We start from the raw sequence: 23,785 nt of genomic DNA, 5'->3' as shown, positions 1-23,785 counted from the left end.
GCATCCGGGCCAGTGGGCGGGTCAGGTCAAATTTCTTATCCGGCCGGGCGACGCGCGCGCGTCAGCTCAGCCAACGCTTGCGGCGGCGATAAGAGCGCACGTCGCGGAACGATTTGCGCCCCTCGTCCGACATGCCGAGGTAAAATTCCTTGACGTCCGGGTTCTCGCGCAACTCCTGGGCGGGGCCGTCCATCACGACGCGGCCGTTTTCCAGGATATAGCCGTAATGCGCGAACCGCAGGGCGACATTCGTGTTCTGCTCGGCCAGAAGGAAGGTGTATCCCTCGGATTCGTTCAGCGATTTCACGATGTCGAAAATCTGTTCCACCAGCTGCGGCGCAAGCCCCATGCTGGGTTCGTCCAGAAGGATCGTCTCGGGCCGGCTCATCAGTGCGCGCCCGATGGCAACCATCTGCTGTTCCCCGCCCGAGGTATAGCCCGCCTGGCTGCGGCGGCGCTCCTTGAGGCGCGGAAAATAGTTATAGACCATCTCAAGATCGGCATCGATCTCGGCCTTGCCCGCCCCACGGGTATAGGCCCCGGTCAGCAGGTTCTCCTCGACCGTCAGGTGCTCGAAACAGTGGCGGCCCTCCATCACCTGGATCACGCCCTTTTTCACCAGGTCATTCGGCGTCAGATCCTGCACGCGCTCGCCGCGGTAGAGGATGCTGCCCTTGGTCACCTCGCCCCGCTCCGAGGCGAGCAGGTTCGACACGGCCTTGAGCGTGGTGGTCTTGCCCGCGCCGTTGCCCCCCAGCAAAGCGGTGATCCCGCCCTTGGGCACCTTCAGGCTGACACCCTTCAGCACGAGGATCACGTGATTATAGATCACCTCGATATTGTTGACCTCCAACAGGGTCTCTGTCTGCGTCTCGGCGGCGTCCAGCATGTCCACGCTCCGTCAATCGGTTGATGCGGGCCGCCACACGATGCGGCGGCCCGTCTGTCTGGCTCAGTTACAGGCCGGGGTGATCCCCGCTTCGTCGGCATAGGCCATCGAGTCGGCTTCGATCAGCGGCTGAACGATGTCCTGGTCCGACTGCATGTAGTCGGTGATCAGCTTCCATTCGCCCGCACTCGCATCCCACTGACCGATGGCGGCAAACCCGTTCCCGCCGTGGTTCTCGCACGAGACCGTGAACTCGGGGCCGAATTTCGGCAGTCCCAACGCGGTCATCTTCTCTTCGGTCATTTCAAGGGCCTCCATACCGTCGCGCATCATCGCCGGGGTGATCTGGCTGGTGCCGTGGATCTCCTGCGCGGTCTTCGCGGCTTCGGCCACCAGCATCGCGGCATACAGGCCGCGGTTATAGATCGCGGTTCCGTGCTGGTCGCCGGCACCGGCGGCAAGCCCCTTGTCGAAGACATGCGCCTTCAGGTCGTCATAGAGCGGGTAGTCGCTGCCGAGGTTGTGGAAGGTCAGCGCCTTGTAGCCGTTGGCCCCGTCGCCTGCGGGCTTCACGTCGTTTTCCGAACCCGACCACCAGATGCCGATGAACTTGTCCATCGGGAACCGGATGTTGACGGCTTCCTGAATGGCGACCTGGTTCATCACGCCCCAGCCATACATGATCACGTAATCGGGGCGGTCACGACGGATTTGCAGCCATTGCGATTTCTGCTCCTGGCCCGGGTGGTCCACCGGGATGAGGCTCAGCTCGTAACCGTGCTTTTTCGAAAGCTCCTCCAGCGTGCGGATCGGTTCCTTGCCATAGGCCGAGTTATGATAGACCAGCGCGATCTTCTTGCCGCTGATATCGCCACCTTCCTGATCGAGGATGTGCTTGACCGCAACCGACGCCCCGTCCCAGTAGTTGGCGGGGAAGTTGAACACCCACGGGAACACCGCGCCGTTCTTGGCCGATGTCCGCCCCAGGCCCGAGGTCAGCATCGGGATGCCGTCCGCCGTCACCTTGGGAATAAGCTGATAGGTGATCCCGGTCGAAAGCGGCTGGTAGACGAGCGAACCCATGCCCTTGGTCGACTCGTAGCACTCCACGCCCTTTTCGGTGTTATAGGCGGTTTCGCATTCGGGCATCTGGATTTTCTCGCCACCGATACCGCCGTCGCGCTCGTTCAGAAGGGTGAAATAGTCGGCGTAACCGTCCGCAAAGGGAATCCCGCCAGCGGCATAGGGGCCGGTGCGGTAGCTCAGCGACGGAAATACCAGGTCCGCCATGGCCGGCGCCGCGGTCACGGCGGCCGCCAGCGCAGTTGCGATCAGTTTCATCTTCATCGGGTGTTCCTCCCTTGGTTATTCCGATGTCTCAATTCCGGGGGCAGCCCCCGAAAACATGGCCCCGCCCCGCATGGCCACGCGGGAAAGGGTAATCCTCCGTTTCGCGGGGCAGGCGCGCCCCGCGCCCCGCAGCTCAGTGCGGGAACGGCCAGAGCCGCAATTTCTCTTTCGCCACGCGCCAGAGCTGCGCCAGCCCGTGCGGTTCCGCGATAAGGAAGGCGATGATCAGCGCGCCCACGATCATGAACTCCAGATGCGAGGCAAGGTCGGTCGGCCAGCCAAGCCCGCCCACCAGCGTGTTCTTCAGCAGAACCGGCAGCAGCACCAGGAAGGCCGCGCCCGCGAACGAGCCGAAGATCGACCCCAGCCCGCCGATGATCACCATGAACAGCACCAGGAACGACTTGTTGATGCCGAACGCCTCGCCCACTTCGACCGCGCCCAGGTACACCGCAAAGAACAGCGCCCCCGCGATACCGACAAAGAACGAGCTGACGGCAAAGGCGCTCAGCTTGGCGCGCAGCGGGTCCACGCCGATGATCTCGGCGGCGATATCCATGTCGCGGATCGCCATCCATTTGCGCCCCTGAACCCCGCGGGTCAGGTTGCGTGCAAGGATCGCGCAGATCAGCGTGAACACCAGGCAGAACAGATAGGTGGCCCAGGCCTCGGTATTCGGGCCCGTCACCTCGACGCCGAAGACCGTCCGCTCGGGCGCGTTGATCTGCCCCGAGGCCGAATGGTTGTAGAACCACGGCACGCGGTTGAACAGCCACACCAGGAAGAACTGTGCCGCCAGCGTCGCAACCGCCAGGTAGAACCCCTTGATCCGCAGCGACGGCAGGCCGAACAGAACCCCGACGATGGCAGTAATGCCGCCCGCGGCGATCACGTGGAAGATGATGTTCACCTCGGGGAATGCGGTCATCAGCTTGTAGACCGCATAGGCCCCCACCGCCATGAACCCGCCGGTGCCAAGGCTGACCTGCCCGCAATACCCCACCAGGATGTTCAGACCGATCGCCGCGATCGAGTAGATCAGGAACGGCATGAAGATCGCGTTCACCCAGTAGTCGTTGATCACGAAGGGCACCACCGCGAAGGCAAAGGCCAGCACGAAATAATAGCGATACCTGTCGAACTTGATCGGGAAGGTCTGGCTGTCTTCCTCATAGGACGTTTTGAAATCGCCCGCCTCACGATAGAACATCAGGCTTCCTCCCCGTTTACTTCGATATCCAGATGCGACCGGTCGGCCCGGTTCGGGCGCCGGGCATATCCGGTGTCCTCATTGATGCGGATCAGGCGGAAATAGGCCCACAATCCCAGGGCCGCGCCCAGCGCCGCCAGTATGGCCGCCGTGATCATTTGCCTTGTGTTCGACACATCCGCCGACAGCGCGAGATAGCCGAAGGCCCAGAACCCGGACCAGGCGATCACGTTGACGATGGCGATAAGCTTGCGCATCGTCCTACACCCTTTCGATGATCTTCTCGCCGAACAGGCCCTGCGGCCGGAACACGAGGAAGAGCAGCGCCAGAACATAGGCGAACCAGTTCTCGGTCGCGCCACCGATCAGCGGGCCGACCGAGAATTCGAACAGCTTTTCGCCCACGCCGATCAGCAGGCCGCCCACAATGGCGCCGGGGATCGAGGTGAACCCGCCCAGCATCAGCACCGGCAGCGCCTTGAGCGCAATCAGAGACAGCGAGAACTGAACCCCCGATTTCGTGCCCCACATGATACCCGCCACCAGCGCGACGAACCCCGCCAGCGACCACACCATGACCCAGATGAAATTCAGGCTGATCCCCACCGACAGCGCGGCCTGGTGGTCGTCGGCCACCGCGCGCATGGCCCGGCCCTGTTTGGTATACTGGCTGAAGATCACCAGCGCGATCACCAGGATCGCCGCGATCACGGTCGCCACGATATCGAGGTTGTCGATGAAGAAGCCATAGCCGAACCAGCCATAGGTGGTTTCGTCGATCGCCGTGTTGATACCCTGCGGCAGCCCCACATCCAGCTTCTTGATGTCGGCGCCCCACATGATGTCGCCGAATCCTTCCATGAAATAGGCCAGCCCGATGGTAGCCATGAACAGGATGATCGGTTCCTGGTTCACAAGGTGGTTGAAGATCAGCTTGTTCACCGCCCAGGCCAGCAACACCATCACCGCCATCGTCAGCAGGATCGACACCAGCGCCGGCAAGTGCCAGCCGAAATGGTGAATCTCGGTCCCGAACATGGCGTTGATCAGATGCGAGAACGGCACCTGTCCCTCCATGATCCCCACCAGCGTCAGCGCCGCGAACAGCGCCATAACGCCCTGCGCGTAGTTGAAGATGCCGCTGGCCTTGTAGATCAGGACAAAGCCCAGCGCGACGAGCGCATAGAGAACCCCGGCCATCAGGCCGTTGAGGAATACCTCCATCGCGTAAATCAGTTGATCGGGCATGGCTCAGGCTCCTCCCTGCGAAAACTTTGCGTGCCGCTCAGTCATGGGCCACCCCCAGATAAGCGTCGATCACGGCCTGGTTGCTGCGGATATCGTCGGGGGTGCCGTCCCCGATCTTCTTGCCGTAATCCATCACCACGACACGGTCGGACAGGTCCATGACAACGCCCATGTCATGTTCGATCAGGGCGATGGTGGTGCCGAATTCGTCGTTCACGTCCAGGATAAAGCGGCTCATGTCCTCTTTTTCCTCGACGTTCATGCCGGCCATCGGTTCGTCCAGCAGCAGCAGGCTGGGTTCCGCGGCCAGCGCGCGCGCCAGTTCCACCCGCTTTTTCAGGCCATAGGGCAGGCGCGCGACGGGTGTCTTGCGGATCGACTGGATTTCCAGGAAGTCGATGATTTTTTCCACGAATTCGCGGTTCTCGACCTCTTCGGCCTCGGCCTTGCCCTTCCACAGCGCCTGCTGGAACATGTTGGTCTTCATGTAGTTCAGGCGACCCGTCATCACGTTGTCCAGCACGGTCATGCCCTCGAACAGGGCGATGTTCTGGAACGTGCGGGCGATGCCCAGCTGCGCCACCTGATAGGGTTTCATCGGCGGGCGCTTGGCGCCCTTGTACCAGACCTCGCCCTCCTGCGGGACGTAGAAGCCCGAGATCACGTTCAGCATCGACGACTTGCCGGCGCCGTTCGGGCCGATGATGGCGCGGATCTCGCCCTCGCGGATGTCGAACGAGATATCGGTGATCGCCTTCACCCCGCCGAAGCGCAGGGTGATGTTCTTCATTTCCATCAGAACGCCGCCGATCCTGCGGCCATCCTCGGTGACGTAACCTTCGTCGCTTGCGTCAAGCATGGCGCAATCCCTTCATCGTCAGATATCCCCCCTCGGCGCGGATACGCGGCATCATTCCGCCGCCACCTTCTGCGTCGTGACCGGCACAGTCTTTGCGTCGCGGATTTCCAGCGTTGCCTTGATCGACCCTTTGCGACCGTCTTCGTAGGTCACCTCGGTTTCGGTGTATTGCTCGGTCTTGCCGGAATAGAGCGCCTCGATCAGGTCATCGAATTTCTCGGCGATGATCCCGCGCCGCACCTTGCGGGTGCGGGTCATTTCACCGTCGTCGGCATCCAGCTCCTTGTGCAGGATCAGGAATCGGTGCACCTGGCAACCCGACAGCATCTCGTCTTCCGCGACCGAGGCGTTCACCTCTTCGACATGGCTCTGGATCATCTCGTAAACCTTGGGATGACCGGCCAGTTCCTGATAGCTGGAATAGGCGATGTTGTTGCGCTCGGCCCAGTTGCCCACCGCCGACAGGTCGATGTTGATGAAGGCCATGCACCTGTCGCGGTTGTTGCCGAACACCACCGCCTCAAGGATGTTGGGATAGAATTTCAGCTTGTTCTCGACGTATTTCGGCGCAAACAGGCTGCCGTCGGCCATCTTGCCCACATCCTTGGCACGGTCGATGATACGCAGATGGCCGGTGTCGTGCTCGATGAACCCCGCGTCGCCCGTCGCAACCCAGCCTTCGGCATCCTTGGTCGATTTCGTGCTTTCCTCGTTCTTGTAATAGAACTCGAACACGCCCGGACTGCGATAGAACACCTCGCCGCTGTCGGCGATCTTCAGCTCGACGCCCGGCGCGGGCACGCCCACCGTGTCCGAACGGACCTCGCCATCGGGCTGCACGGTGATGAACACCGACGCCTCGGTCTGGCCGTAAAGCTGTTTCAGGTTGATACCGAGAGAGCGGTAGAAATCGAAGATTTCCGGCCCGATCGCCTCACCGGCGGTGTAACCGACACGCACCTTGGAAAAGCCCAGCGTGTTCTTCAGCGGGCCATAGATGAACAGATCGCCCAGCCAGTATTTGAACCGATCCCAGCCACCTACCGGCTTGCCGTCCAGGATCGCCGGCCCGACGCGGCGGGCATGGGCCATGAAGATGTCGAACAGCCGCTTCTTGAGCTTGCCGGCATCCTCCATGCGGATCATCACGCTGGTCAGTTGCGTTTCGAAAACCCGCGGCGGCGCAAAGTAATAGGTCGGCCCGATCTCGCGCAGGTCGGCGGCCACTGTTTCGGGGCTTTCGGGGCAGTTCACGCAAAAGCCCGTCCAATAGGCCTGCCCGATGGAAAAGATGAAATCGCCCACCCAGGCCATTGGCAGATAGGCCAGGATCTCCTCGCCCGGGCCAAGATGGTCGAACTCGGCGCTGCTTTTGGCGGTTTCGATGATGTTGCGGTTGGACAGGACCACGCCCTTGGGCTTTCCCGTCGTCCCCGAGGTATACAGCATCACGCAGGTCGACGCGTAATCGAGCTTTTGGCCGCGCTTTTCCAGCTCGGGCGTGAACTCGTCGCGGGCGGCATGGCCCTGCTCCTGCACATGGGCGTATTCGTGCAGGTGCGAATGGTCGTATTTCCGCATCCCGCGCGGATCAAGATAGATCAGGTGTTCGAACTGGTGCAGCCGGTCCTGAACCTCGATCACCTTGTCGACCTGTTCCTGATCCTCGACGATCACGAAACGCGCGCCACAATGGTCCAGAACATAAGCCATCTCTTCGGCCGCCGAATCCTGGTAAAGCGGTACAGGTGTCGCGCCGACCCACTGGGCGGCCACCATCGACCAGTAAAGATACGGCCGGTTGTTCCCGATGATCGCTATGAAGTCGCCTTCGTTGACACCGAGGTTGATCAGGCCAAGCGCAAGCTTGCGGATCTCCTGTTCGGCTTCTTTCCAGGTCCAGCACTGCCAGATCCCGAATTCCTTTTCCCGATAGGCCGGCTTGTCACCGAATTCCGCAGCGTTGCGAAGCAGTAGTGCCGGAATGGACTCATGTCCTCCGGCCGCCTGAGACGACTGTGCCAAATCTGTTCCTCCCTGGGCCCGAAACATCGGGCTGATGACCTCCTGCCCGGCGAGTCCTCCGGCACAGATGGTGCAGACCGCACGCTCTGCGTCAACTTTTTCGTGATCATTTCTAAATCCTATCGAATTGTAACAACCCCACAGCAGCCTTTGCCGCCGGGGCCGGGCGGTGCTATCGCAAGGCAGGCGAAAGGCAACGACATGCCACAGGACACACCCCATAGCGCCGCCATGATGATGGCCGGCCTGAACCTGATCCAGCAGGCGCTGTCGATCTATGACAACCGCCTGCGGCTGGTGGTCGGCAACCGCATGTTCCGCGAGATGTTCGACCTTCCCCCGCATCTGACCGAACCCGGCGCCACGTTCGAGGACACGATCCGCCACCAGGTGACACGCGGCGAATACGGCCCCATCGACGATGTCGAAGAGGCCGTGCGCTTCCGCGTCGAGCAAGCCCGCGCGTTCGAGCCGCATTACATGGAACGCACCCGCGCCAACGGCCGGGTCATCAGCGTCGAGGGCGCGCCCCTGCCCGAGGGCGGCTGGATCACCGTCTATACCGACATAACCCAGACCAAGAACCAGGAGGCGCTGCTGCGCGCCCGCTCGGAAGAGCTGAGCGACAAGGTGCTGGCATACGCCGAGGAACTGTCGGCCACCAACCGCCAGCTTGCCAGCACCATCGCCGCACTGGAAGAGGCCAAGCGCCAGCTGACCGAGACCGAGGCCCGCACCCGCCTGACCACCGAGATGATGCCGGCCCATATCGCCCATGTCGGCCGCGACATGACCTATACCTTCTCCAACCGGCGCCTGAACTCGATCCTGCCCGGCCGCCCCGAGGAACTCCGGGGGCTGGATATCCGCGAGGCTCTGGGCGAAGAGGCCTATGGCCATATCCGCCCCAAGCTGGAAGCCGCGTTCGAAGGTCGGCCCTCGACCTTCGAATTCACGCATGAAGGCACGTCCCGGCGTATCCGCACGGCCTTTACCCCCGATCGGGATGCGAATGGCGACATCGCCGGCGTCTACATCCTGTCCACCGACATCACCGAGGAAACGCAGGCGCGATCCGCCCTGCAACAGACCCGCCGGCGCGAGATGGCCGCGCAGTTGACCAGCGGGATGGCGCATGATTTCTCGAACCTGCTGACGATCATCCTCGGCAGCCAGTCGCGCCTGCAACGGATCGGCCTGCCGCCCGAGGCGCGCGAACTGGTCAGCGCCACGCTGGGCGCCGCGCATCGCGGTGGCACGTTGCTGACGCGGATCGGCGATATCACCGGCGCACGCGAATGGGTGCCGCAACCGACCGGCCTGGGCGCGTTGCTGCGCGACCTGGAAACGCTGGCCGCGCCTGCCCTGCCCCCGGCGATGCGGCTTACTATCCTGAACATGCTCGAACGCGACCGGCTGATGCTCGATTCCGGGATGTTGCAGGACGCGCTGCTGAACCTGTTTCTCAACGCCCGCGATGCGATGGGCGAGGCCGGGCGGATCACCCTGACGATCACGCCGGTCCAGAACACCTGGGCCGATTTCACGGTCACCGATACCGGCCCGGGATTCTCCGACAACGCGCTCGAACACGCGCTGGAGCCGTTCTTTTCCACCAAGGGCGGCGAGGGGTCCGGGCTGGGGCTTGCCATGGTCTACGACACCTCGAAACTGGCGGGCGGCCGCGTGCGGCTGTCCAATACCGACAGCGGTGCGCAGGTCACGTTGCGCCTGCCGCTGCGCCCCGCGCCCGCGCCGGTCGCGCCCGGGCTGGTCCTGCTGGTCGAGGACAGCGCCGACCTGCGCGAGGGCATCCGCGCCATGCTGACCGATCTCGACCACACCGTGATCGAGGCCGCCTCGGTGGAAGAGGCGCTGATCCTGCTGGACGAACTGTCCGATATCTCGCTGATCCTGTCCGATATCTCGCTCGAAGGCGACGCCACGGGCCTGGACCTGATCGCGGCCCTGCCCGAACAGGCGCCGCCGATCATCCTGATGACCTCGCTTCCGCCCGACCACCCGCTGCATGCCAGGGCGTTGACGCAGGCCCCTGTTCTGCGCAAACCCTTTTCCGCGCGCGAACTGGGCGCATTCCTGTCCACCCGGGGGACCACGCCATGACGCAACCGCTTGTCTCGATCCTGGATGACGAACCGGCGATCCGCACGATGCTGGCCGACGCGCTGGAAGAAGCGGGGTTCCGCACCATGAGCTTTGGCCGGGCGACCGAATTCGAGGCCGCGCTGAAAACCCGCACCCCCGACGTGTGCCTTGTGGATCTCAGCCTGCCCGACAGGGACGGGCTGACACTGGTGCACCGGCTGGCGCTGGAACAGGGCGCGACGGTCATCATCATCTCGGGCCGCGCGCAGGTGCAGGACCGCGTGACCGGGCTGGAGCTTGGGGCGGACGACTACATCATCAAACCCTTCGACCCGGCCGAGGTGGTGGCGCGCATCCGTGCCCGGCTGCGGCGCGACCGGCCCGCGGCCCAAACCGGCAACCGCGCCGGGTTCAACGGCTGGACGGCCTGTTTCGACAGCTACACCCTGACCAGCGAAAGCGGCGAGCAGACCCCGTTTTCCCATGCCGAGGGCGAGGTGCTGCGCCTGTTCCTCGAACGGCCGAAGCGGCTGATCTCGCGCGCGGTGATGCAGGAAACGCTGGGCGGCGCGGCGGGTGAAAGTTTCGACCGGGCGATGGATGTGCGCATCTCGCGGCTGCGCACGAAACTGCGCGAAGATCCCAGGAATCCCCGCCTGATCAAGACGATATATGGCGCGGGCTACATCTTTCTGGGCGATGTGACCTGGATGTGAAAAAGCGCGCGCGGATCACTCCGCGCGCGCCAGTCAGGGACGCAAACCCCTTTCGTTCGTTTACGGCATCACCTCACCCGTCGGACGCGGCGTGGTGGCGGTTTCCACCGGCAGCATCGGATAGGTGACTTCGGGCATGTCGCCGGTCAGCGTGCCGAGGAAGGCCACGATCTGATCGGCCTCCTGATCGGTCAGTTCTTCGCCAAGCTGGCTTTCGGCCATGATCTGCACGGCAACCTTCAGGTCCCACACGAGGCCCGAGTGGAAATACGGCGCCGTCTGGTCGATGTTGCGCAGCGGTGCGGCCCGGAAGACGTATTCGTCATCCGCGGTTTCGGTCACCGCGAAACGGCCCTTGTCGCCCTCGGGCAGGATGTCGGCACCGGGCTTCTCGATCAGGCCGAACGGAAAGTACCCGTTGCCGCCGATGTTCACGCCGTTGTGGCAGGTCGTGCAGCCCTTATCCAGGAACAGTTCCAGACCGGCCAGTTGTTCGGCGTTCAGCGCGTTGTCGTCACCGTTCAGCCATGCGTCGAAGGGTGCGGGCGTGATCAGCGTGGCCTCATAGGCCTCGATCGCCTTGGCGAAGTTGTCGAAGGTGACCGGATCGGCCTCGTCCGGGAAGGACGCCTTGAACCAGTCCACGTATTGCGGCATGGAATTCAGCGTTGCGACCACGTTGTCCGGCGTGTTGGCCATTTCGACCCCGGCCTGAACCGGGCCCTTTGCCTGTTCCGCAAGGTCGGCGGCGCGGCCATCCCAGAACTGCGCGGTGTTGAACACCGAGTTCAGCACGGTGGGCGAGTTACGCGGACCCTTCTGCCAGCCATGCCCGATCGAGGTGGGCATGTTGTCATCCCCGCCGGTGGCAAGGTTGTGGCACGAGTTACAGGAGAACACACCCGAAGCCGACATGCGCGGATCGAAGAACAGCGCCTTGCCGAGGTCGATCTTTGCGGGCGTCACCGGGTTTTCGTTCAGCGCCGGAATGGTCGAAGGCAGCGGTGCGAACGTCTCTGCGGCCCATTCGCGCAACTCCTCATTCGCGCTGGCGGCCTGAGCAGCGATCACGGCTACAGAGGTCGAAAAAAGTAGTGTCCTGAGTTTCATGGCTTGGGCCTCCTGTGCCCCTATTGGCAAATTACGCGTCCCCGTTTCGAATCAAAACTAGCGACAAGAGGTTCTCAAAGCGTTGATCTGGATCAATTCTAAGCCACTTTTCCCGTGGTTTCATAGGCTTAACAAGTAAATGACTTTTGTCAAAGCCACTTGGCCATCGGCGGCAGGCTCATCAGAACCGCATTCGCATCGTGCCCCGTCGCCAGGCCGAACCTGGTGCCGCGATCGTAGACAAGGTTGTATTCCGCATAAAGCCCGCGATGGATAAGCTGCGTGTCCTTGTCGCCCTCGGTGAATGGCTGAACGCGTCGCTTTTCCACCAGCGGCACGAAGGCCGGCAGGAACGCCCGCCCGATATCCTGCGTCAGCGCGAAATCCGCCGCCCAGTCGCCCGAGTTCTGATCGTCCATGAAAATGCCGCCGACACCCCGTGCCCGCTTGCGATGCGGGATATAGAAATACTCGTCGGCCCAGGCCTTGAGCCTCGGGTACCAGTCGGCGCCATGCGGATCGAGATATGCCTTTTGCGTGGCGTGGAAATGGGCCGTGTCCTCGTCATACTCGATACAGGGGTTCAGGTCGGACCCGCCGCCGAACCACCAGGCGTTCGGGGTCCAGAACATGCGCGTGTTCATGTGCACCGCCGGGCAATGCGGGTTCTGCATATGCGCGACCAGCGAAATGCCACTGGCCCAGAACCGCGGGTTCTGTTCGATACCGGGCACGCCGCGCGCCGCCATCGCCTTTTGCGCGGCCTCGCCCAATGTCCCGTACACGGTCGAGATGTTCACCCCCACCTTTTCGAACACACGGCCGCCGCGCATCACGCTCATCAACCCGCCGCCGGCATCCGATCCGTCGTCGGACTGGCGCGTGGTTTCGGTCACCTCGAACCGACCCGGCGCCATGTCTGAGAACGGGCCTTCGGTGTGACTGTCCTCCAACCCCTCGAAGGCGGCGGTGATCTCGTCCCGCAACTGGCGGAACCATCCGCTTGCCCGGTCCTTTTCGGCGGCGAAATCGGTCATGGCAGCTCTCCCTTTCCGGCCAGGAATCATGGTCTTTTAACGGGGTTCAACCCCAAGGCCCCGGCGATCAATGCGCCGGCGCGGCCACCGGGTCCAGCAGGGTGCGCCCGCCATCCACGGTCATGATCTGCCCGGTCATGAAGCCCGACCCGTCGGACGCCAGGTAATGCACCGCCTCAGCCAGCTCGCCCGGCGCCGCGATCCGGCCCAGCGGGGTGTGCCCCTCGATATCCGAGCGATAATCGGAATGTTCCTTCAGCGTGCCCTTCAGGCTGTTCGACATGACCGAGCCGAACGCCACCGCGTTGACCCGGATCCGGTGCGGCGCCAGCGCCACGGCCAGCGAGCGTGTCATCTGGTCCAGCGCCGCGGTCGACACCGAATAGGCCATAAGTTGCGGGTTCGACCGCCGCGCCGCGATCGACGACAGGTTCACGATGGTACCGGCGGTGCCTTCCTCCTGCCCCTCGGCCTGCTTGATCATGCGTCTGGCGACCTGCTGGCTCAACCGCAGCGAGGTCAGCAGGTTCTGTTCCAGCAGCATCTCCATCGCGTCGTCATCGGGGTTCAGCGGGTCTGCCGCGATCACCTGACGCGACCCGTTGACCAGGATATCCACCCGGTCGAACGCGTCTATCGTGGCCGACAGCAGGTTGGCGACGGTCAGCTTCTGCCGCAGGTCGCCCGCGAAGTAACGCATGTTGCTGCCATCGGCGTCCTGACCGATCTCCTTGATCAGCTTCTCCTCGTCCATGTCGGCGAAGACGACATTCGCCCCCTTGTCGACGAAATGCTTGCCGATGGCGAGGCCGATGCCATTGGCGGCCCCGGTGACGATGGCGGTCTTGCCGGCGATGGAAAAGGACATCGAAACCCCTCGTGATTCTGATCGACCAGATTAGTGGATGCTACCGCTTGTGACGAGTGGGCCTGTGCGCGGCCAGCAGTTTGAACCGGTTGTCGCCGGCGATTTCCTCGCAATGGGCGAAATGCCGGGCGATCGTTGCCTCATAGGGCAGGTGCCGGTTCGCCACCAGCCAAAGCCGCCCGTGCGGGGCAAGGCAGGCCGCCGCGTTGGCGATGAACGCCTGGCCCAGCGCGGGCTCGGCGGTGCGGCCGGTGTGAAAGGGCGGGTTCATGATCACCGCGTCCAGCGGCTGATCCGGCCGCCAGCGCGTCGCATCGGCCCAGTGAAACCGCGCGCGCGGATCGGTGACGTTGCGCCGCGCGCAATCCAGCGCGGTGTGGTCGTCCTCGACCAGGTGCAGCTCGGCAATCTCGTCCCGCTCCAGCGCCCGCCGCGCCAGGTATCCCCAGCCCGCGCCCAGATCGGCCACCGTCTTGCCCAGCCGCGCCGGCAGGTTGTCGGCCAGCAGCCGCGAGGCCGGGTCGATCCCGTCCGCCGAAAAGATGCCGGGCACGGTAACGAACCCCTCACCCACATCCCGCGGTGTATCGGGCAGCGCCCAATCGGCGAAATCCGCGGCATCCCCGCGCAGCACGAACAGCTTGCCATGGGCCTTGGCGATCACCTCGCCCAACTCACCGCGCTTGCGGCAGTCTTTCAGGATACTGTCCACGCCATCGGTCTTTTGCCCGTCAACGACCACCGGCCCGTCCGTCGCCGCGATGGCCGTGGCGATCAGGCCGCGCGCCAGCGCCTTGGCGCGGGGCAGGATGACGATGGACAGAACCGGCGCCTCGGGCCGGTCCAGCGCCACCCGCAAACCGGCACGTTCGCACGCCTCGTGATCGGTGCGAAGGGGCGACACGATCACCAGCCGGTCCTGCGGAAGGTCGGACAGATCGACACCGGCCACGGCGCCGAACACCGCCACATCGCCGGTATCGGGCATGTCGAACAGACGCGCATCACGCGCAAGGCTGAACCGGGGATGAGTCACGGGCGCCTTATTCCCGCTCCATCGTGCATTGCAGCGGATGCTGGTGCTGCCGGGCGAAATCCATCACCTGCGTCACCTTGGTCTCGGCGATCTCGTGGCTGAAAACGCCCACAACGGCCAGCCCCTTCTTGTGCACGGTCAGCATGATCTCGAACGCCTGCGAGTGGTTCATACCGAAAAACCGCTCCAGAACGTGAACGACGAATTCCATCGGCGTATAATCGTCATTCAGCATCAGCACCTTGTAAAGCGGCGGCCGCTGCGTCTTTGGCCGCGTCTTGACGACAACTTCGGCATGGCCGTCGCCGTCTTCCTTGTCAGACATCTTTTCGGGCCAATCGGTCATCACATCGCTTTTCCGGTTTCAGGCTTCGGCCTGTCTATATATCGTTCGAACGGTGTTAGAAAAGGGTTGACCGGGAAAGGCCCCGCAATGACGCGGAATTTGACCACCATCGGCTTCGATGCCGACGACACGCTGTGGCATAACGAACGCTTCTTCAAACTCACGCAGGCCCGGTTTCAGGAGCTTCTGGCCGACTATGCCGATCCCGACCACCTTGCCGGGCGGCTGTTGGCGGCGGAAAAGCGCAACATCGCCCATTACGGATTCGGCATCAAAGGCTTTGTCCTGTCGATGATCGAAACCGCCATCGACGTCACCGAAGACCGCGTGCCCGCCCCCGTCATCCGCGAGTTGATCGAGGCCGGGCAGGACATGCTGCGCCACCCGATCGAGCTGCTGCCGCACGCGGCCGAGGCGGTGGCGGCCGTGGCCGAAACCCACCGCGTCCTGCTGATCACCAAGGGCGACCTTCTGGATCAGGAACGTAAACTTGCGCAATCAGGCCTGGGCGAAATGTTCGACGGGGTCGAGATCGTCAGCGCCAAGACCCCGCCGGTCTATCACGCGATTTTCGACCGGCACGGCGATGGCGCCGCCCATGCGATGATGGTGGGCAACTCGATGAAATCCGATGTCGTCCCCGCGATCGAGGCCGGCGGCTGGGGCGTTTACGTGCCCCACGGGCTGACCTGGGAAATCGAACATGCCGACGCCCCGGAACAGGCTGCGCGCTATCGTGAACTGCCCGATCTCGGGGCGCTTGCATCGCTTGTCCGCGCGATCGGGTAGCGCGCCACATTCCCGCCACAATCGACAGTCTTGGGGGTGCAGCCGCCCGCACCCCCAACATATTCCGTTCCGCGCCGCCTGCATGGGCGAAATTCTATGTGAAATGAACACTTTAAAGGTGCAGCTTCTTGTGATAGGATTTTGACAAGAGCAAGAAGAACGCCAGACCGGAAAACCGGCGGCTTTGAGGCAGAGAAGGCAGTGATCGTGAAGGATCGGCAGTGGACGCCGGGCCGTTTGGGCCTGTATTTAATCGCAGCGGTATGGATGTTCATCGTTGTCCCGCTCAGTGCGGTGGCAGCCCCCTATGCCGCGATGGTGATCGACGCACGCACAGGCGAGGTTCTGCATTCGCGCAACGCGGATACGCGGCTGCACCCGGCATCGCTTACCAAGATGATGACCCTCTACATCGCGTTCGAAGCCGTCGAACGGGGCGAGATCAGCCTCGATACGATGGTGCGCGTCTCGGCGAACGCCGCGGCCGAACCGCCCAGCAAGCTGGGGCTGAAATCCGGCCAGCGGATCAAGCTGCGCTACCTCATCCGGGCGGCAGCGGTGAAATCGGCCAACGACGCCGCCACCGCCATCGGCGAGGCGATCGAAGGCTCCGAAGCCGCCTTTGCCCAACGGATGAACCGCACCGCCAAGGCGCTGGGGATGTCGCGCACGACCTTCAGGAACATGCACGGCCTGACCACCGAGGGCCACCTGTCGACCGCCCGCGACATGACCACGCTGGGGCGGCATCTGCTGTATGACTATCCGCAATATTACAACCTGTTCTCCCGCCGCTCGACCGATGCCGGCGTGCGCGAGGTCGCCAACACGAACCGCCGCCTTCTGGCCGCCTACAAGGGGGCCGATGGCATCAAGACGGGCTACACCCGCGCCGCCGGGTTCAACCTCGTGGCCTCGGCCGAACGCGGCAACGAACGCGTGATCGCAACCGTGTTCGGCGGCCAGTCCTCGGCCTGGCGCAATGCGCGCGTGGCGGAATTGCTGGATATGGGGTTCCGTCGGGCACCCAACCAGGTGGCGGCGCGCAAGCCCGAGAAACCCACATATACCGCCGAATCCGGCGCCGCGGGCAAAACGATCCGCATCCTGACGGCGGTGAAGAAAAGCCTGCGCCCCAAACTGCGCCCTGGCAGCACCGAGGAACCCGCACCTATGCTGGTGGCGATGCAGGACGACATCAAGCAGGCATTGGAAGAGGCGCAGGAGGTCAGCACGCCCGCGCCCGACACAGCGGCGCCCGCACCCGACATACCGGAAAACGTGACGCTGGCCTCGGTCGCGCCAAGCGCCAGCATCACGCCGCGCATCCGCCCGAAAACCATTGCCGAACAAGCGGTTGCGCCGGCCACCGAGCGCGAGGTCGTGACCCGTGTGTCCACCTCGGGCGGGCGGCACTGGGGCATCAACGTGGGCCGCTATTCCAGCCGTTACAAGGCGGAAAGGGTGCTGTTGCAGACCGCGCTTCTGGAAATGGATACGCTGGATGGCAGCCTGCGCAAGGTGGTTCAGCGCAGCGCCGGATTCGACGCGAATTTCCTGGGCCTTACGCGGGAAACGGCGGACCTTGCCTGCCGCCGCCTGCAGGCCCGGCAGGTGACATGTTTCATGGTCGGCCCACCTCCAGGCTGACGCTTGCGTATATTCGGTTGTCCACTGAATATACCAAAACCGCGCGGTTTCACCCTTGAACCGCGCGGTTTTCTTTTGTGCGGTGAAAGGCAGCCCAGGGCAATTTCCGACTGGGCGCGGCGCAGCGCCCCACCCCGCCGCTACTGCTTGGGCTTGTCGTCGTACTTGTCTGACAGAATGCGGCGCGCGTCGCCTTCGGGGTCGTCATACTGGTTGGTCTTGACGGTCCAGACAAAGAACAACAGGCCGATCCCGCCCATGATCAGCGAAATGGGGATGAGATAGGCCAGAACTTCCATCAGCGCGTCACCTCAGCCGCAATGCGTTCAGCGACACGGTAATCGAACTGGCCGACATGGCCAAGGCCGCGATCAGCGGCGAGCAGAGCCCCGCCACCGCCAGCGGCACCGCGATGATGTTGTAGATCGTGGCGATGCGGAAATTCTCGCGGATGCGCCGCGTGGCCTTGCGGGCAGTGACGAGAGCGTCGGGTATCGGCGACAGATCTCCGCCAAGAAGAACGATGTCCGACGCCACCCGCGCGGCATCGAGCGCCGAGGCAGGCGAGATCGACACATGCGCGCCGGCCAGCGCGGCGGTGTCGTTCAGACCGTCGCCCACCATCAGCACGCGACGGCCCTGTTCGGTCAGCCTTGTGATGCGGGTGACCTTGTCGGTGGGCAATGCCTCGGCCATCCACTGGGCGATGCCCAGCCGTTTCGCCAGCGCCTCGACCGCCGGGGTGGTGTCGCCGGAAATCAGGATGACCTCGCGCCCGGCATCGCGCAGGGCGCGCACGGCCTCGGCCGCGCCGGGGCGCAGGGCGTCGGCGAAGATAAAGGCGCGCGGGCGTTCATCGCCGATGCGCAGCCATGCGGTGGTTTCCGAACGCGCCTCGGCCCCGACCCATGCGGCGCGGCCCAGCCGCACTGTCATGCCTTGCCACACGCCTTGGGTGCCATAACCGGGCAGCTCGCGGATATCGCTTATCTCGGCGGGCATCACATCCGCCGCATCGCAAGCGGTGACGATGGCGCGCGACAGCGGATGCGACGAGGCCGCGGCAAGGGCTGCGGCGATTTGCAGGTCGCTGGCGGCGTGATCGGCCAGGTTGGTCAGTTCCGGTGTGCCCTGCGTCAGCGTGCCGGTCTTGTCGAACACCACGGTATCGACCTCGGCCAGGCGTTCCAGCGCGGTGGAATGCTTGATCAGCATACCGCGGCGGAACAGCCGCCCGCTGGCGGCGGTCGTCACCGCCGGCACGGCAAGGCCCAGCGCGCAGGGGCAGGTGATGATCAGAACCGCCGCCGCGATGTTCAGCGCGGTGCGCACGTCCCACGTATAGAGATACCAGCCGACGAAGCTGAGCGCCGACAGGATATGCACGCCCGGCGCATAGAGCTTGGCCGCCTTGTCGGCCAGCGAGGTATAGCGTGAGCGCCCGGATTCCGCGATGGCTACCAGATCGGCCATGCGGTGCAGCGAGGTCTGTTCGCCGACCGCCGTGGCGCGGATCGTCAGCGGCCCGGTCAGGTTGACCTCGCCCGCCGACACGTCGCGGCCCGGTTCGGCGAAAACGGGCAGGGTTTCACCGGTCAGAAGCGAGCGGTCGAGTTCCGACACACCGTCGGTGATCACGCCGTCCACCGGCATCCGCCCGCCGGGGCGGACGCGGATCAGGTCGCCCACGGCGACCTGTGCGGCGGGCACCTGCACCTCTTGCCCGTCGCGCAGCACCCAGGCGCGGGGCACTTCGAGCGCGGCAAGTTCCTCGGCCGCGGACCGGGCGATGGCGCGGGTGCGGTGATCGAGATAGCGGCCCGCCAGCAGGAAGAACGTCAGCGCAAGCGCCGCGTCGAAATAGGCATGTTCGCCCGACAGCGACGTTTCCCAAAGCGAGGTCACCACCGCCAGCACGATGGCCAGCGTGATCGGCACATCCATGTTCAGCCGCCCGTGCCGCAGCGCCGCCCAGGCGTTGCGGTAAAACGGCTGCCCCGAGAACACGATGACCGGCATGGTGATGAAGGCCGAAATCCAGTGGAACAGGTCGCGCGTGGCATCCGCCGCCCCCGACCAGACCGAGACCGACAGCAGCATCACGTTCATCGACGCGAAACCGGCCACCGCCAGCCGCATCAGCAGTTCGCGCCCGGCCTTGTCGGTTTCGGTGGCCGACAGCGTGCCGGCGTCCAGCTCATGCGCCTCGTATCCGATACCGGCCAGCGCGCGCACCAGGTCGTCGGGCATCACGTCGGGGTCGGCCTGGATGCTGGCGCGTTTCATGGTCAGGTTGACCCGCGCCTCCTGCACGCCGGGATAAGCGTTCAGCGCATCCTCGACCGCCGTGATGCAGGCCGAACAGTGGATCGTCGGCAGGGAAAGGGCGATGCGCGCGTTCCTGACCGCGGCCGCATCGGCCAGCGCCTCGGCCGCGGGAGCGGCGGAACAGGCGGGACAGGCCGACATGTTGGGGCGCATCGTGGCGGTCATGGCCGTTTGCCTTTCGTCAGGAGTTTACATGCACGTCAAGGCGCTGCTCGAACGGTTCACCGGCCAGCGACTGTGCCTTGAGATGCAGAATCCATTTGCCGCCGCCCAGTTCAACGGGCGCTTCGTAGACGCGGCCGTTGAACACCAGTTCGGGCGTGAAATCGTCGCGGTTCGAGGTGGGCCGGCCCACCAGCGCCTGCACCTTGCCGGCCTGCACGGGGCGTCCCTCGGCATCGGTGATGGCGACCGACAGGCGGCCCTGATTCACCTCGACCCGCGCCGACCAGCCCAGTGCCTGTTGCGCGGCGCGGCGTTCGTCAAAGCTCTGGCTGGCGACATAGCCGTTGCGGACCTCGAGCCCCGGAAAGGTGGAAATGGCGCTGTAGGCCATGACGATGTTGACCGCGATGATAACGCCGAAGAAGGCGACGAATCCGAAAAAGACCTGGCGGCCCGTGATCTGGCGTCCGGCCATCAGTTTGCCCTCCCGTTGAAGATCGTGTCCTTGTAGACGCGGTCGCCGTTCGAGGTGTCTTCGACCCACATGCGGATATCCCAGCGTTCGCTTTCCGCGGGCTCGGAATTCGGCGGCGCCAGCACGTAGACGCGCTGCAACTGCGTGGTATCCGCCGGCACCATGACCCGGCCGTCATCCGTGCCTTCGAGCTGCACGCTCAGGTCCGGGTGGCCGGCGATCGTGATCTCGAACGGGCGTTCCTCGCCATGCTGGTTGCGCAGGCGCACGTCATAGGTGTTGCGGATCGTGCCGTCGGACAGGGTGACGAATGTCGGGTTGCGCACCGGCGCCACCGTGACGCTGATATCGGAGCGGATGAACAGGGCCACGACAAGCCCCACACCCACCAGCGACCAGAGCGCGGTGTAAAGGACGGTGCGCGGGCGGAAGATGTGTTTCCACACCGACCTTGGCGGGTTGCCCGCACGTTCCGCGACCTCGTCGGTCAGCGCCATGTAGTCGATCAGGCCGCGCGGCTTGCCGACCTTTTCCATGATGTCGTCGCAGGCGTCGATGCACAGCGCGCAGGTGATGCATTCAAGCTGCTGGCCATCGCGGATGTCGATGCCCACCGGGCAGACGTTGACGCAGGCCATGCAGTCGATGCAATCGCCCAGCTCCTCGGCGCCCTCGGCCTTGCGGTGCTTGCCGCGCGGCTCACCCCGCCAGGAGCGGTAGGCGACGGTGAGCGTATCCTCGTCCATCATGGCGGCCTGGATGCGCGGCCAGGGGCAGGCGTAGATGCAGATCTGTTCGCGCGCGAAACCGCCGAAGGCAAAGGTCGTCCCGGTCAGGATCAGGATCGTGGTATAGGCGACCGGATGGGCGTTGCCCGTCACCAGATCGACCAGCAAACCGGGCGCGTCGGTGAAATAGAACACCCAGGCCCCGCCGGTGGCCAGCGCGATCAGCAGCCAGGCGATCCATTTCGTCAGACGCAGCCGCACCTTGCGGACATCCCATTTCTTTTGCCGGTGCAGGCGCAGGCGGGCGTTGCGGTCGCCCTCGATCCAGCGTTCGACAAGGATGAAGAGGTCGGTCCAGACGGTTTGCGGGCAGGTATAGCCGCACCAGACCCGGCCCATGGCCGAGGTGAACAGGAACAGACCCAGCCCCGCCATCACCAGCAGGCCGGCGATGAAGTAGAACTCATGCGGCCAGATCTCGATCCAGAAGAAGAAGAAGCGGCGGTTCGCAAGGTCGATCAGGACCGCCTGGTCAGGCAGGTTCGGGCCCCGGTCCCAGCGAATCCATGGCGTCAGGTAGTAGATACCCAGCGTGATCGCCATGATGATCCATTTGAGATTGCGGAACTTGCCGCTGACCCGCTTGGGAAAGATCGGTTCCCGCGCGGCATAGAGGCCGGGGGCGTCGGGCTGCGTGTCGGACACGGAATCACTCCGTCGTAAGGATTGCGTCATGCCCCTTGTGTCAACCGGGGGCGGCAGGCTCATTGACCTGTGTCAATTTTGAGTCTGAAACACATCTATTTACGCAGGCGGGCGGAGTCAGTGCGGCATATCGTGGCTGGCCGGTGGCGGTGTCCCGATGCCCCGTGGCGGGCCGGGAAAATCGCGGGAAATCAGTATTTCCGCGTGTATCGGATGAATATCGTCTCGCTGCCCGGGTCCTGGTTTCGCAACGACTCGTCGAGGATGTGATCGAGCGTCAGGCTCATCCGAGCACGTGGCGAGATGTCGAAGCCGAAACCGATCGAGCTGCGAAAGCGGAAATCGTCGTCGATGTCGAACCGCGTGCTTCTCTCGCGCAGGATGCCGCCCGCCAGGCTGGCTTCGATCATCCAGCGCCGCGCGCGGCCAAGCCTGCGAAACACGTAAAAGCCGATACCGGCATAGTAATCGCCGTGATTGTCGAACTGGAGCGTTGCCATCGGCGCCAGATCGAACCCCGCAACACGGGCGAACGGCTCCAGGTGAAGCTCGACCAGCCCGGCGAAAGCGCCGTTGGCATGGTCCCGGTTCGAATCGAGAATGTCGTCGGCACCCATGCCAATAACAATCTCGCCCGCCGTGACGGCCTGGATGGTGGACAGAAAAAGCAGACTGGAAAACAGAAATCCTGCAAACATCCGATCACCCCGAAGCCCGGGCCGGACGGGCCCCGGGTCGAAAAGTGTCGAGCAAAAATTCCTTTAAAAACTCGCGGCGCGCATCGGAGAATCGACCATGCACGCTGAAAGATCACCGGTTACGCCGGGATGCTCTTCCCCGCAGACCAGGCTACACCGAAGGGCGTTTTCGCGCAACATTCCCGCCCGGGATGCCCCGGCCGGCGGAAACAGGCGTGTATCGGAAAAAACGAAACCGGCGGCGGTTAAGGCTTGACGCCATCAACCGCCACCGGGGAAAAAGGTGGCACCGGCCTTCCAGGAAACGCGCGAACAGGACGGAAGGGCCGGTGCCGAACCCGCGGGCTTGCGCCCGCGGGTATTCTTATTCAGGGGCCTCGCCGCCACCCAGCTGGTGAACATAGGTGGCCACGGCGCGAATTTCGGCCTCGCTCAGGTCGGCGCCGCCCATCGGGGGCATCACGCCGAAACGTGCGTTCCAGACCGTTTCACGAATGGCATCGTAATCCCCGCCATAAAGCCAGATGGCGTCGGTCAGGTTCGGTGCGCCCTGGAACCGGTCGCCGGTGCCGTCTTCCAGGTGGCAGGAGGCGCAGTTGATCTCGAACACCTCGGCGCCGGCTTCGACCAGCGAGGCGTCGACCGGGGGGTTCACCGGCGACAGCGACATGACGTAATTCACGACCTGCTCGACCTCTTCCCCGGTCAGCAGCTCATCGCGGCCGAAGGCGGGCATTTCGGAATAGCGCGCGTCGGGATCGTCCTCGTTGCGGATGCCGTGGCTGACGGTGTAATGGATATCCTCCATCGTGCCGCCCCAGAGCCAGGCGTCGTCCTGCAGGTTGGGATAGCCCTTGGCGCCAGCCGCACCCGACCCGTGGCATTGTGCGCACCACGTCTTGTAGACGGCGGCCCCGGCCGAAACGGCGTAGCCCTCCAGCTCGGAATCTCCGCGAATCCCGTTCAGGTCGGCGGCTGCCAGCCTGGCGTTCATCGGCTCAAGCCGCGCTTCGAACTCGGCGATATTCTCGGCCACCTGGGCACGGGTCGAGAACCCGAGATACCCGGTCGTCGCCGACCTGATACCCGGCCATGCCGGATAGGCGATGGTATACCAGATGGCCCAGACGATCGTGGCGTAGAAGATCCAGAGCCACCAGCGCGGGAGGGGGTTGTTGTATTCCTCGATGCCGTCCCACTCATGGCCCGTGGTTTCGACATCCTGCTTTTTCTTGGGTTGTTGTGCCATGGATCAAGCCTCCTCGGGCCGGCCGCCTTGCGGGGCGGGTTTGTCTTCGTGCCGGAACGGGATGTCTGCCACGTCGTCGTAGACCTTCGTCGCGCCGGGGCGGAAGGCAAAGATCACCACCCCTACGAAGAAGGCGAACATCGCAAGCAGAACCCAGCTGTCAGCGATCTCGCGGAGAAGGGAATATGTGTCCATCGT

Annotated in this window: 23 protein-coding genes; 4 read left to right on the top strand and 19 right to left on the bottom strand. The window is 63.9% G+C overall.

Annotation, left to right across the window (positions count from 1 at the left end; translation table 11 throughout):
• Positions 1-61 precede the first annotated feature (61 nt).
• The 7 genes from F3H87_RS16105 to F3H87_RS16075 form a co-directional block, all read right to left on the bottom strand.
• A complete protein-coding gene (locus tag F3H87_RS16105; RefSeq protein ID WP_149787158.1) occupies positions 62-889 on the bottom strand; it encodes an ABC transporter ATP-binding protein in 828 nt (275 codons plus the stop codon).
• A 63-nt stretch (positions 890-952) separates the two neighbouring features.
• Positions 953-2,236 (bottom strand): ABC transporter substrate-binding protein, encoded by a 1,284-nt coding sequence (locus F3H87_RS16100; RefSeq protein WP_149787159.1) that lies wholly within the window; start codon positions 2,234-2,236, stop codon positions 953-955.
• Between the two features lie 136 nt (positions 2,237-2,372).
• Positions 2,373-3,449, bottom strand: coding sequence for a branched-chain amino acid ABC transporter permease (locus F3H87_RS16095; protein WP_149787160.1), 1,077 nt, complete (start codon positions 3,447-3,449; stop codon positions 2,373-2,375).
• A complete protein-coding gene (locus F3H87_RS16090; protein ID WP_149787161.1) occupies positions 3,449-3,706 on the bottom strand; it encodes a hypothetical protein in 258 nt (85 codons plus the stop codon). Before F3H87_RS16090 ends, F3H87_RS16095 begins: the two co-directional genes overlap by 1 nt.
• A gap of 4 nt (positions 3,707-3,710) precedes the next feature.
• Positions 3,711-4,697, bottom strand: coding sequence for a branched-chain amino acid ABC transporter permease (locus F3H87_RS16085; RefSeq protein ID WP_149787162.1), 987 nt, complete (start codon positions 4,695-4,697; stop codon positions 3,711-3,713).
• 37 nt (positions 4,698-4,734) lie between these two features.
• Complete coding sequence (locus tag F3H87_RS16080) at positions 4,735-5,556, bottom strand: ABC transporter ATP-binding protein (RefSeq protein WP_149787163.1); 822 nt, start codon at positions 5,554-5,556, stop codon at positions 4,735-4,737.
• A gap of 51 nt (positions 5,557-5,607) precedes the next feature.
• The gene (locus tag F3H87_RS16075; RefSeq protein WP_149787164.1) at positions 5,608-7,608 is read right to left on the bottom strand and encodes an AMP-binding protein; all 2,001 of its coding nucleotides are present in this window, start codon (positions 7,606-7,608) and stop codon (positions 5,608-5,610) included.
• Positions 7,609-7,782: 174 nt separating this feature from the next.
• Between F3H87_RS16075 and F3H87_RS16070 the strand changes: the two genes are divergently transcribed.
• Both F3H87_RS16070 and F3H87_RS16065 read left to right on the top strand, forming a co-directional pair.
• A complete protein-coding gene (locus F3H87_RS16070; protein WP_223228087.1) occupies positions 7,783-9,705 on the top strand; it encodes a hybrid sensor histidine kinase/response regulator in 1,923 nt (640 codons plus the stop codon).
• Positions 9,702-10,403, top strand: coding sequence for a response regulator transcription factor (locus F3H87_RS16065; RefSeq protein ID WP_149787165.1), 702 nt, complete (start codon positions 9,702-9,704; stop codon positions 10,401-10,403). The genes F3H87_RS16070 and F3H87_RS16065 overlap by 4 nt, the downstream gene beginning before the upstream one ends.
• Before the next feature lie 60 nt (positions 10,404-10,463).
• On the opposite strand, the gene F3H87_RS16060 is transcribed toward F3H87_RS16065, so the two are convergent.
• The 5 genes from F3H87_RS16060 to clpS all read right to left on the bottom strand — a co-directional run bounded on the left by F3H87_RS16060 (position 10,464) and on the right by clpS (position 14,800).
• A complete protein-coding gene (locus F3H87_RS16060) occupies positions 10,464-11,513 on the bottom strand; it encodes a cytochrome-c peroxidase (protein WP_149787166.1) in 1,050 nt (349 codons plus the stop codon).
• A 149-nt stretch (positions 11,514-11,662) separates the two neighbouring features.
• Positions 11,663-12,550: an oxygen-dependent coproporphyrinogen oxidase gene (gene hemF / locus F3H87_RS16055; RefSeq protein ID WP_149787167.1), complete on the bottom strand. Its 888-nt coding sequence runs from the start codon at positions 12,548-12,550 to the stop codon at positions 11,663-11,665.
• A 67-nt stretch (positions 12,551-12,617) separates the two neighbouring features.
• Complete coding sequence (locus F3H87_RS16050) at positions 12,618-13,418, bottom strand: SDR family NAD(P)-dependent oxidoreductase (protein ID WP_149787168.1); 801 nt, start codon at positions 13,416-13,418, stop codon at positions 12,618-12,620.
• A gap of 40 nt (positions 13,419-13,458) precedes the next feature.
• Positions 13,459-14,406 (bottom strand): class I SAM-dependent methyltransferase, encoded by a 948-nt coding sequence (locus F3H87_RS16045; protein ID WP_149787657.1) that lies wholly within the window; start codon positions 14,404-14,406, stop codon positions 13,459-13,461.
• A 55-nt stretch (positions 14,407-14,461) separates the two neighbouring features.
• Complete coding sequence (gene clpS / locus F3H87_RS16040; protein ID WP_149787169.1) at positions 14,462-14,800, bottom strand: ATP-dependent Clp protease adapter ClpS; 339 nt, start codon at positions 14,798-14,800, stop codon at positions 14,462-14,464.
• 87 nt (positions 14,801-14,887) lie between these two features.
• Here clpS and F3H87_RS16035 point away from each other — a divergent pair, with 87 nt between their 5' ends.
• Together F3H87_RS16035 and F3H87_RS16030 are read left to right on the top strand one after the other, a co-directional pair.
• Positions 14,888-15,589 (top strand): HAD family hydrolase, encoded by a 702-nt coding sequence (locus F3H87_RS16035; protein WP_149787170.1) that lies wholly within the window; start codon positions 14,888-14,890, stop codon positions 15,587-15,589.
• 267 nt (positions 15,590-15,856) lie between these two features.
• Positions 15,857-17,239 (top strand): D-alanyl-D-alanine carboxypeptidase family protein, encoded by a 1,383-nt coding sequence (locus F3H87_RS16030; protein WP_149787171.1) that lies wholly within the window; start codon positions 15,857-15,859, stop codon positions 17,237-17,239.
• 140 nt (positions 17,240-17,379) lie between these two features.
• On the opposite strand, the gene ccoS is transcribed toward F3H87_RS16030, so the two are convergent.
• The 7 genes from ccoS to F3H87_RS15995 form a co-directional block, all read right to left on the bottom strand.
• The gene (gene ccoS / locus F3H87_RS16025) at positions 17,380-17,538 is read right to left on the bottom strand and encodes a cbb3-type cytochrome oxidase assembly protein CcoS (protein ID WP_149787172.1); all 159 of its coding nucleotides are present in this window, start codon (positions 17,536-17,538) and stop codon (positions 17,380-17,382) included.
• 7 nt (positions 17,539-17,545) lie between these two features.
• The gene (locus F3H87_RS16020) at positions 17,546-19,732 is read right to left on the bottom strand and encodes a heavy metal translocating P-type ATPase (protein WP_149787173.1); all 2,187 of its coding nucleotides are present in this window, start codon (positions 19,730-19,732) and stop codon (positions 17,546-17,548) included.
• Positions 19,733-19,748: 16 nt separating this feature from the next.
• Entirely contained in the window at positions 19,749-20,207 is a 459-nt protein-coding gene (locus F3H87_RS16015) for a FixH family protein (protein WP_149787174.1), read from the bottom strand.
• Positions 20,207-21,670: a cytochrome c oxidase accessory protein CcoG gene (ccoG, locus tag F3H87_RS16010; protein WP_394852153.1), complete on the bottom strand. Its 1,464-nt coding sequence runs from the start codon at positions 21,668-21,670 to the stop codon at positions 20,207-20,209. The genes F3H87_RS16015 and ccoG overlap by 1 nt, the downstream gene beginning before the upstream one ends.
• Before the next feature lie 161 nt (positions 21,671-21,831).
• On the bottom strand, positions 21,832-22,338 hold the full coding sequence (locus F3H87_RS16005) for an acyloxyacyl hydrolase (RefSeq protein ID WP_149787176.1): 507 nt from the start codon (positions 22,336-22,338) through the stop codon (positions 21,832-21,834).
• A gap of 364 nt (positions 22,339-22,702) precedes the next feature.
• The gene (gene ccoP / locus F3H87_RS16000) at positions 22,703-23,587 is read right to left on the bottom strand and encodes a cytochrome-c oxidase, cbb3-type subunit III (RefSeq protein ID WP_149787177.1); all 885 of its coding nucleotides are present in this window, start codon (positions 23,585-23,587) and stop codon (positions 22,703-22,705) included.
• Between the two features lie 3 nt (positions 23,588-23,590).
• Positions 23,591-23,782 (bottom strand): cbb3-type cytochrome c oxidase subunit 3, encoded by a 192-nt coding sequence (locus F3H87_RS15995; RefSeq protein WP_149787178.1) that lies wholly within the window; start codon positions 23,780-23,782, stop codon positions 23,591-23,593.
• Positions 23,783-23,785: the final 3 nt, after the last annotated feature.

The sequence above is a fragment of the Lutimaribacter pacificus genome (genome assembly GCF_900142185.1).
Classification (GTDB): Bacteria; Pseudomonadota; Alphaproteobacteria; order Rhodobacterales; family Rhodobacteraceae; genus Lutimaribacter; species Lutimaribacter pacificus.
This window is presented reverse-complemented; position numbering and strand designations above follow the sequence as displayed.

Bases quoted from the DNA above. Each gene is read 5' to 3' on its own strand.
- F3H87_RS16105 (WP_149787158.1), bottom strand. From the start codon at position 889: ATGCTGGACGCCGCCGAGACGCAGACAGAGACCCTGTTGGAGGTCAAC.
- F3H87_RS16100 (WP_149787159.1), bottom strand. From the start codon at position 2,236: ATGAAGATGAAACTGATCGCAACTGCGCTGGCGGCCGCCGTGACCGCG.
- F3H87_RS16095 (WP_149787160.1), bottom strand. From the start codon at position 3,449: ATGTTCTATCGTGAGGCGGGCGATTTCAAAACGTCCTATGAGGAAGAC.
- F3H87_RS16090 (WP_149787161.1), bottom strand. From the start codon at position 3,706: ATGCGCAAGCTTATCGCCATCGTCAACGTGATCGCCTGGTCCGGGTTC.
- F3H87_RS16085 (WP_149787162.1), bottom strand. From the start codon at position 4,697: ATGCCCGATCAACTGATTTACGCGATGGAGGTATTCCTCAACGGCCTG.
- F3H87_RS16080 (WP_149787163.1), bottom strand. From the start codon at position 5,556: ATGCTTGACGCAAGCGACGAAGGTTACGTCACCGAGGATGGCCGCAGG.
- F3H87_RS16075 (WP_149787164.1), bottom strand. From the start codon at position 7,608: ATGTTTCGGGCCCAGGGAGGAACAGATTTGGCACAGTCGTCTCAGGCG.
- F3H87_RS16070 (WP_223228087.1), top strand. From the start codon at position 7,783: ATGCCACAGGACACACCCCATAGCGCCGCCATGATGATGGCCGGCCTG.
- F3H87_RS16065 (WP_149787165.1), top strand. From the start codon at position 9,702: ATGACGCAACCGCTTGTCTCGATCCTGGATGACGAACCGGCGATCCGC.
- F3H87_RS16060 (WP_149787166.1), bottom strand. From the start codon at position 11,513: ATGAAACTCAGGACACTACTTTTTTCGACCTCTGTAGCCGTGATCGCT.
- hemF (WP_149787167.1), bottom strand. From the start codon at position 12,550: ATGACCGATTTCGCCGCCGAAAAGGACCGGGCAAGCGGATGGTTCCGC.
- F3H87_RS16050 (WP_149787168.1), bottom strand. From the start codon at position 13,418: ATGTCCTTTTCCATCGCCGGCAAGACCGCCATCGTCACCGGGGCCGCC.
- F3H87_RS16045 (WP_149787657.1), bottom strand. From the start codon at position 14,406: ATGCCCGATACCGGCGATGTGGCGGTGTTCGGCGCCGTGGCCGGTGTC.
- clpS (WP_149787169.1), bottom strand. From the start codon at position 14,800: ATGACCGATTGGCCCGAAAAGATGTCTGACAAGGAAGACGGCGACGGC.
- F3H87_RS16035 (WP_149787170.1), top strand. From the start codon at position 14,888: ATGACGCGGAATTTGACCACCATCGGCTTCGATGCCGACGACACGCTG.
- F3H87_RS16030 (WP_149787171.1), top strand. From the start codon at position 15,857: ATGTTCATCGTTGTCCCGCTCAGTGCGGTGGCAGCCCCCTATGCCGCG.
- ccoS (WP_149787172.1), bottom strand. From the start codon at position 17,538: ATGGAAGTTCTGGCCTATCTCATCCCCATTTCGCTGATCATGGGCGGG.
- F3H87_RS16020 (WP_149787173.1), bottom strand. From the start codon at position 19,732: ATGACCGCCACGATGCGCCCCAACATGTCGGCCTGTCCCGCCTGTTCC.
- F3H87_RS16015 (WP_149787174.1), bottom strand. From the start codon at position 20,207: ATGGCCGGACGCCAGATCACGGGCCGCCAGGTCTTTTTCGGATTCGTC.
- ccoG (WP_394852153.1), bottom strand. From the start codon at position 21,670: ATGACGCAATCCTTACGACGGAGTGATTCCGTGTCCGACACGCAGCCC.
- F3H87_RS16005 (WP_149787176.1), bottom strand. From the start codon at position 22,338: ATGTTTGCAGGATTTCTGTTTTCCAGTCTGCTTTTTCTGTCCACCATC.
- ccoP (WP_149787177.1), bottom strand. From the start codon at position 23,587: ATGGCACAACAACCCAAGAAAAAGCAGGATGTCGAAACCACGGGCCAT.
- F3H87_RS15995 (WP_149787178.1), bottom strand. From the start codon at position 23,782: ATGGACACATATTCCCTTCTCCGCGAGATCGCTGACAGCTGGGTTCTG.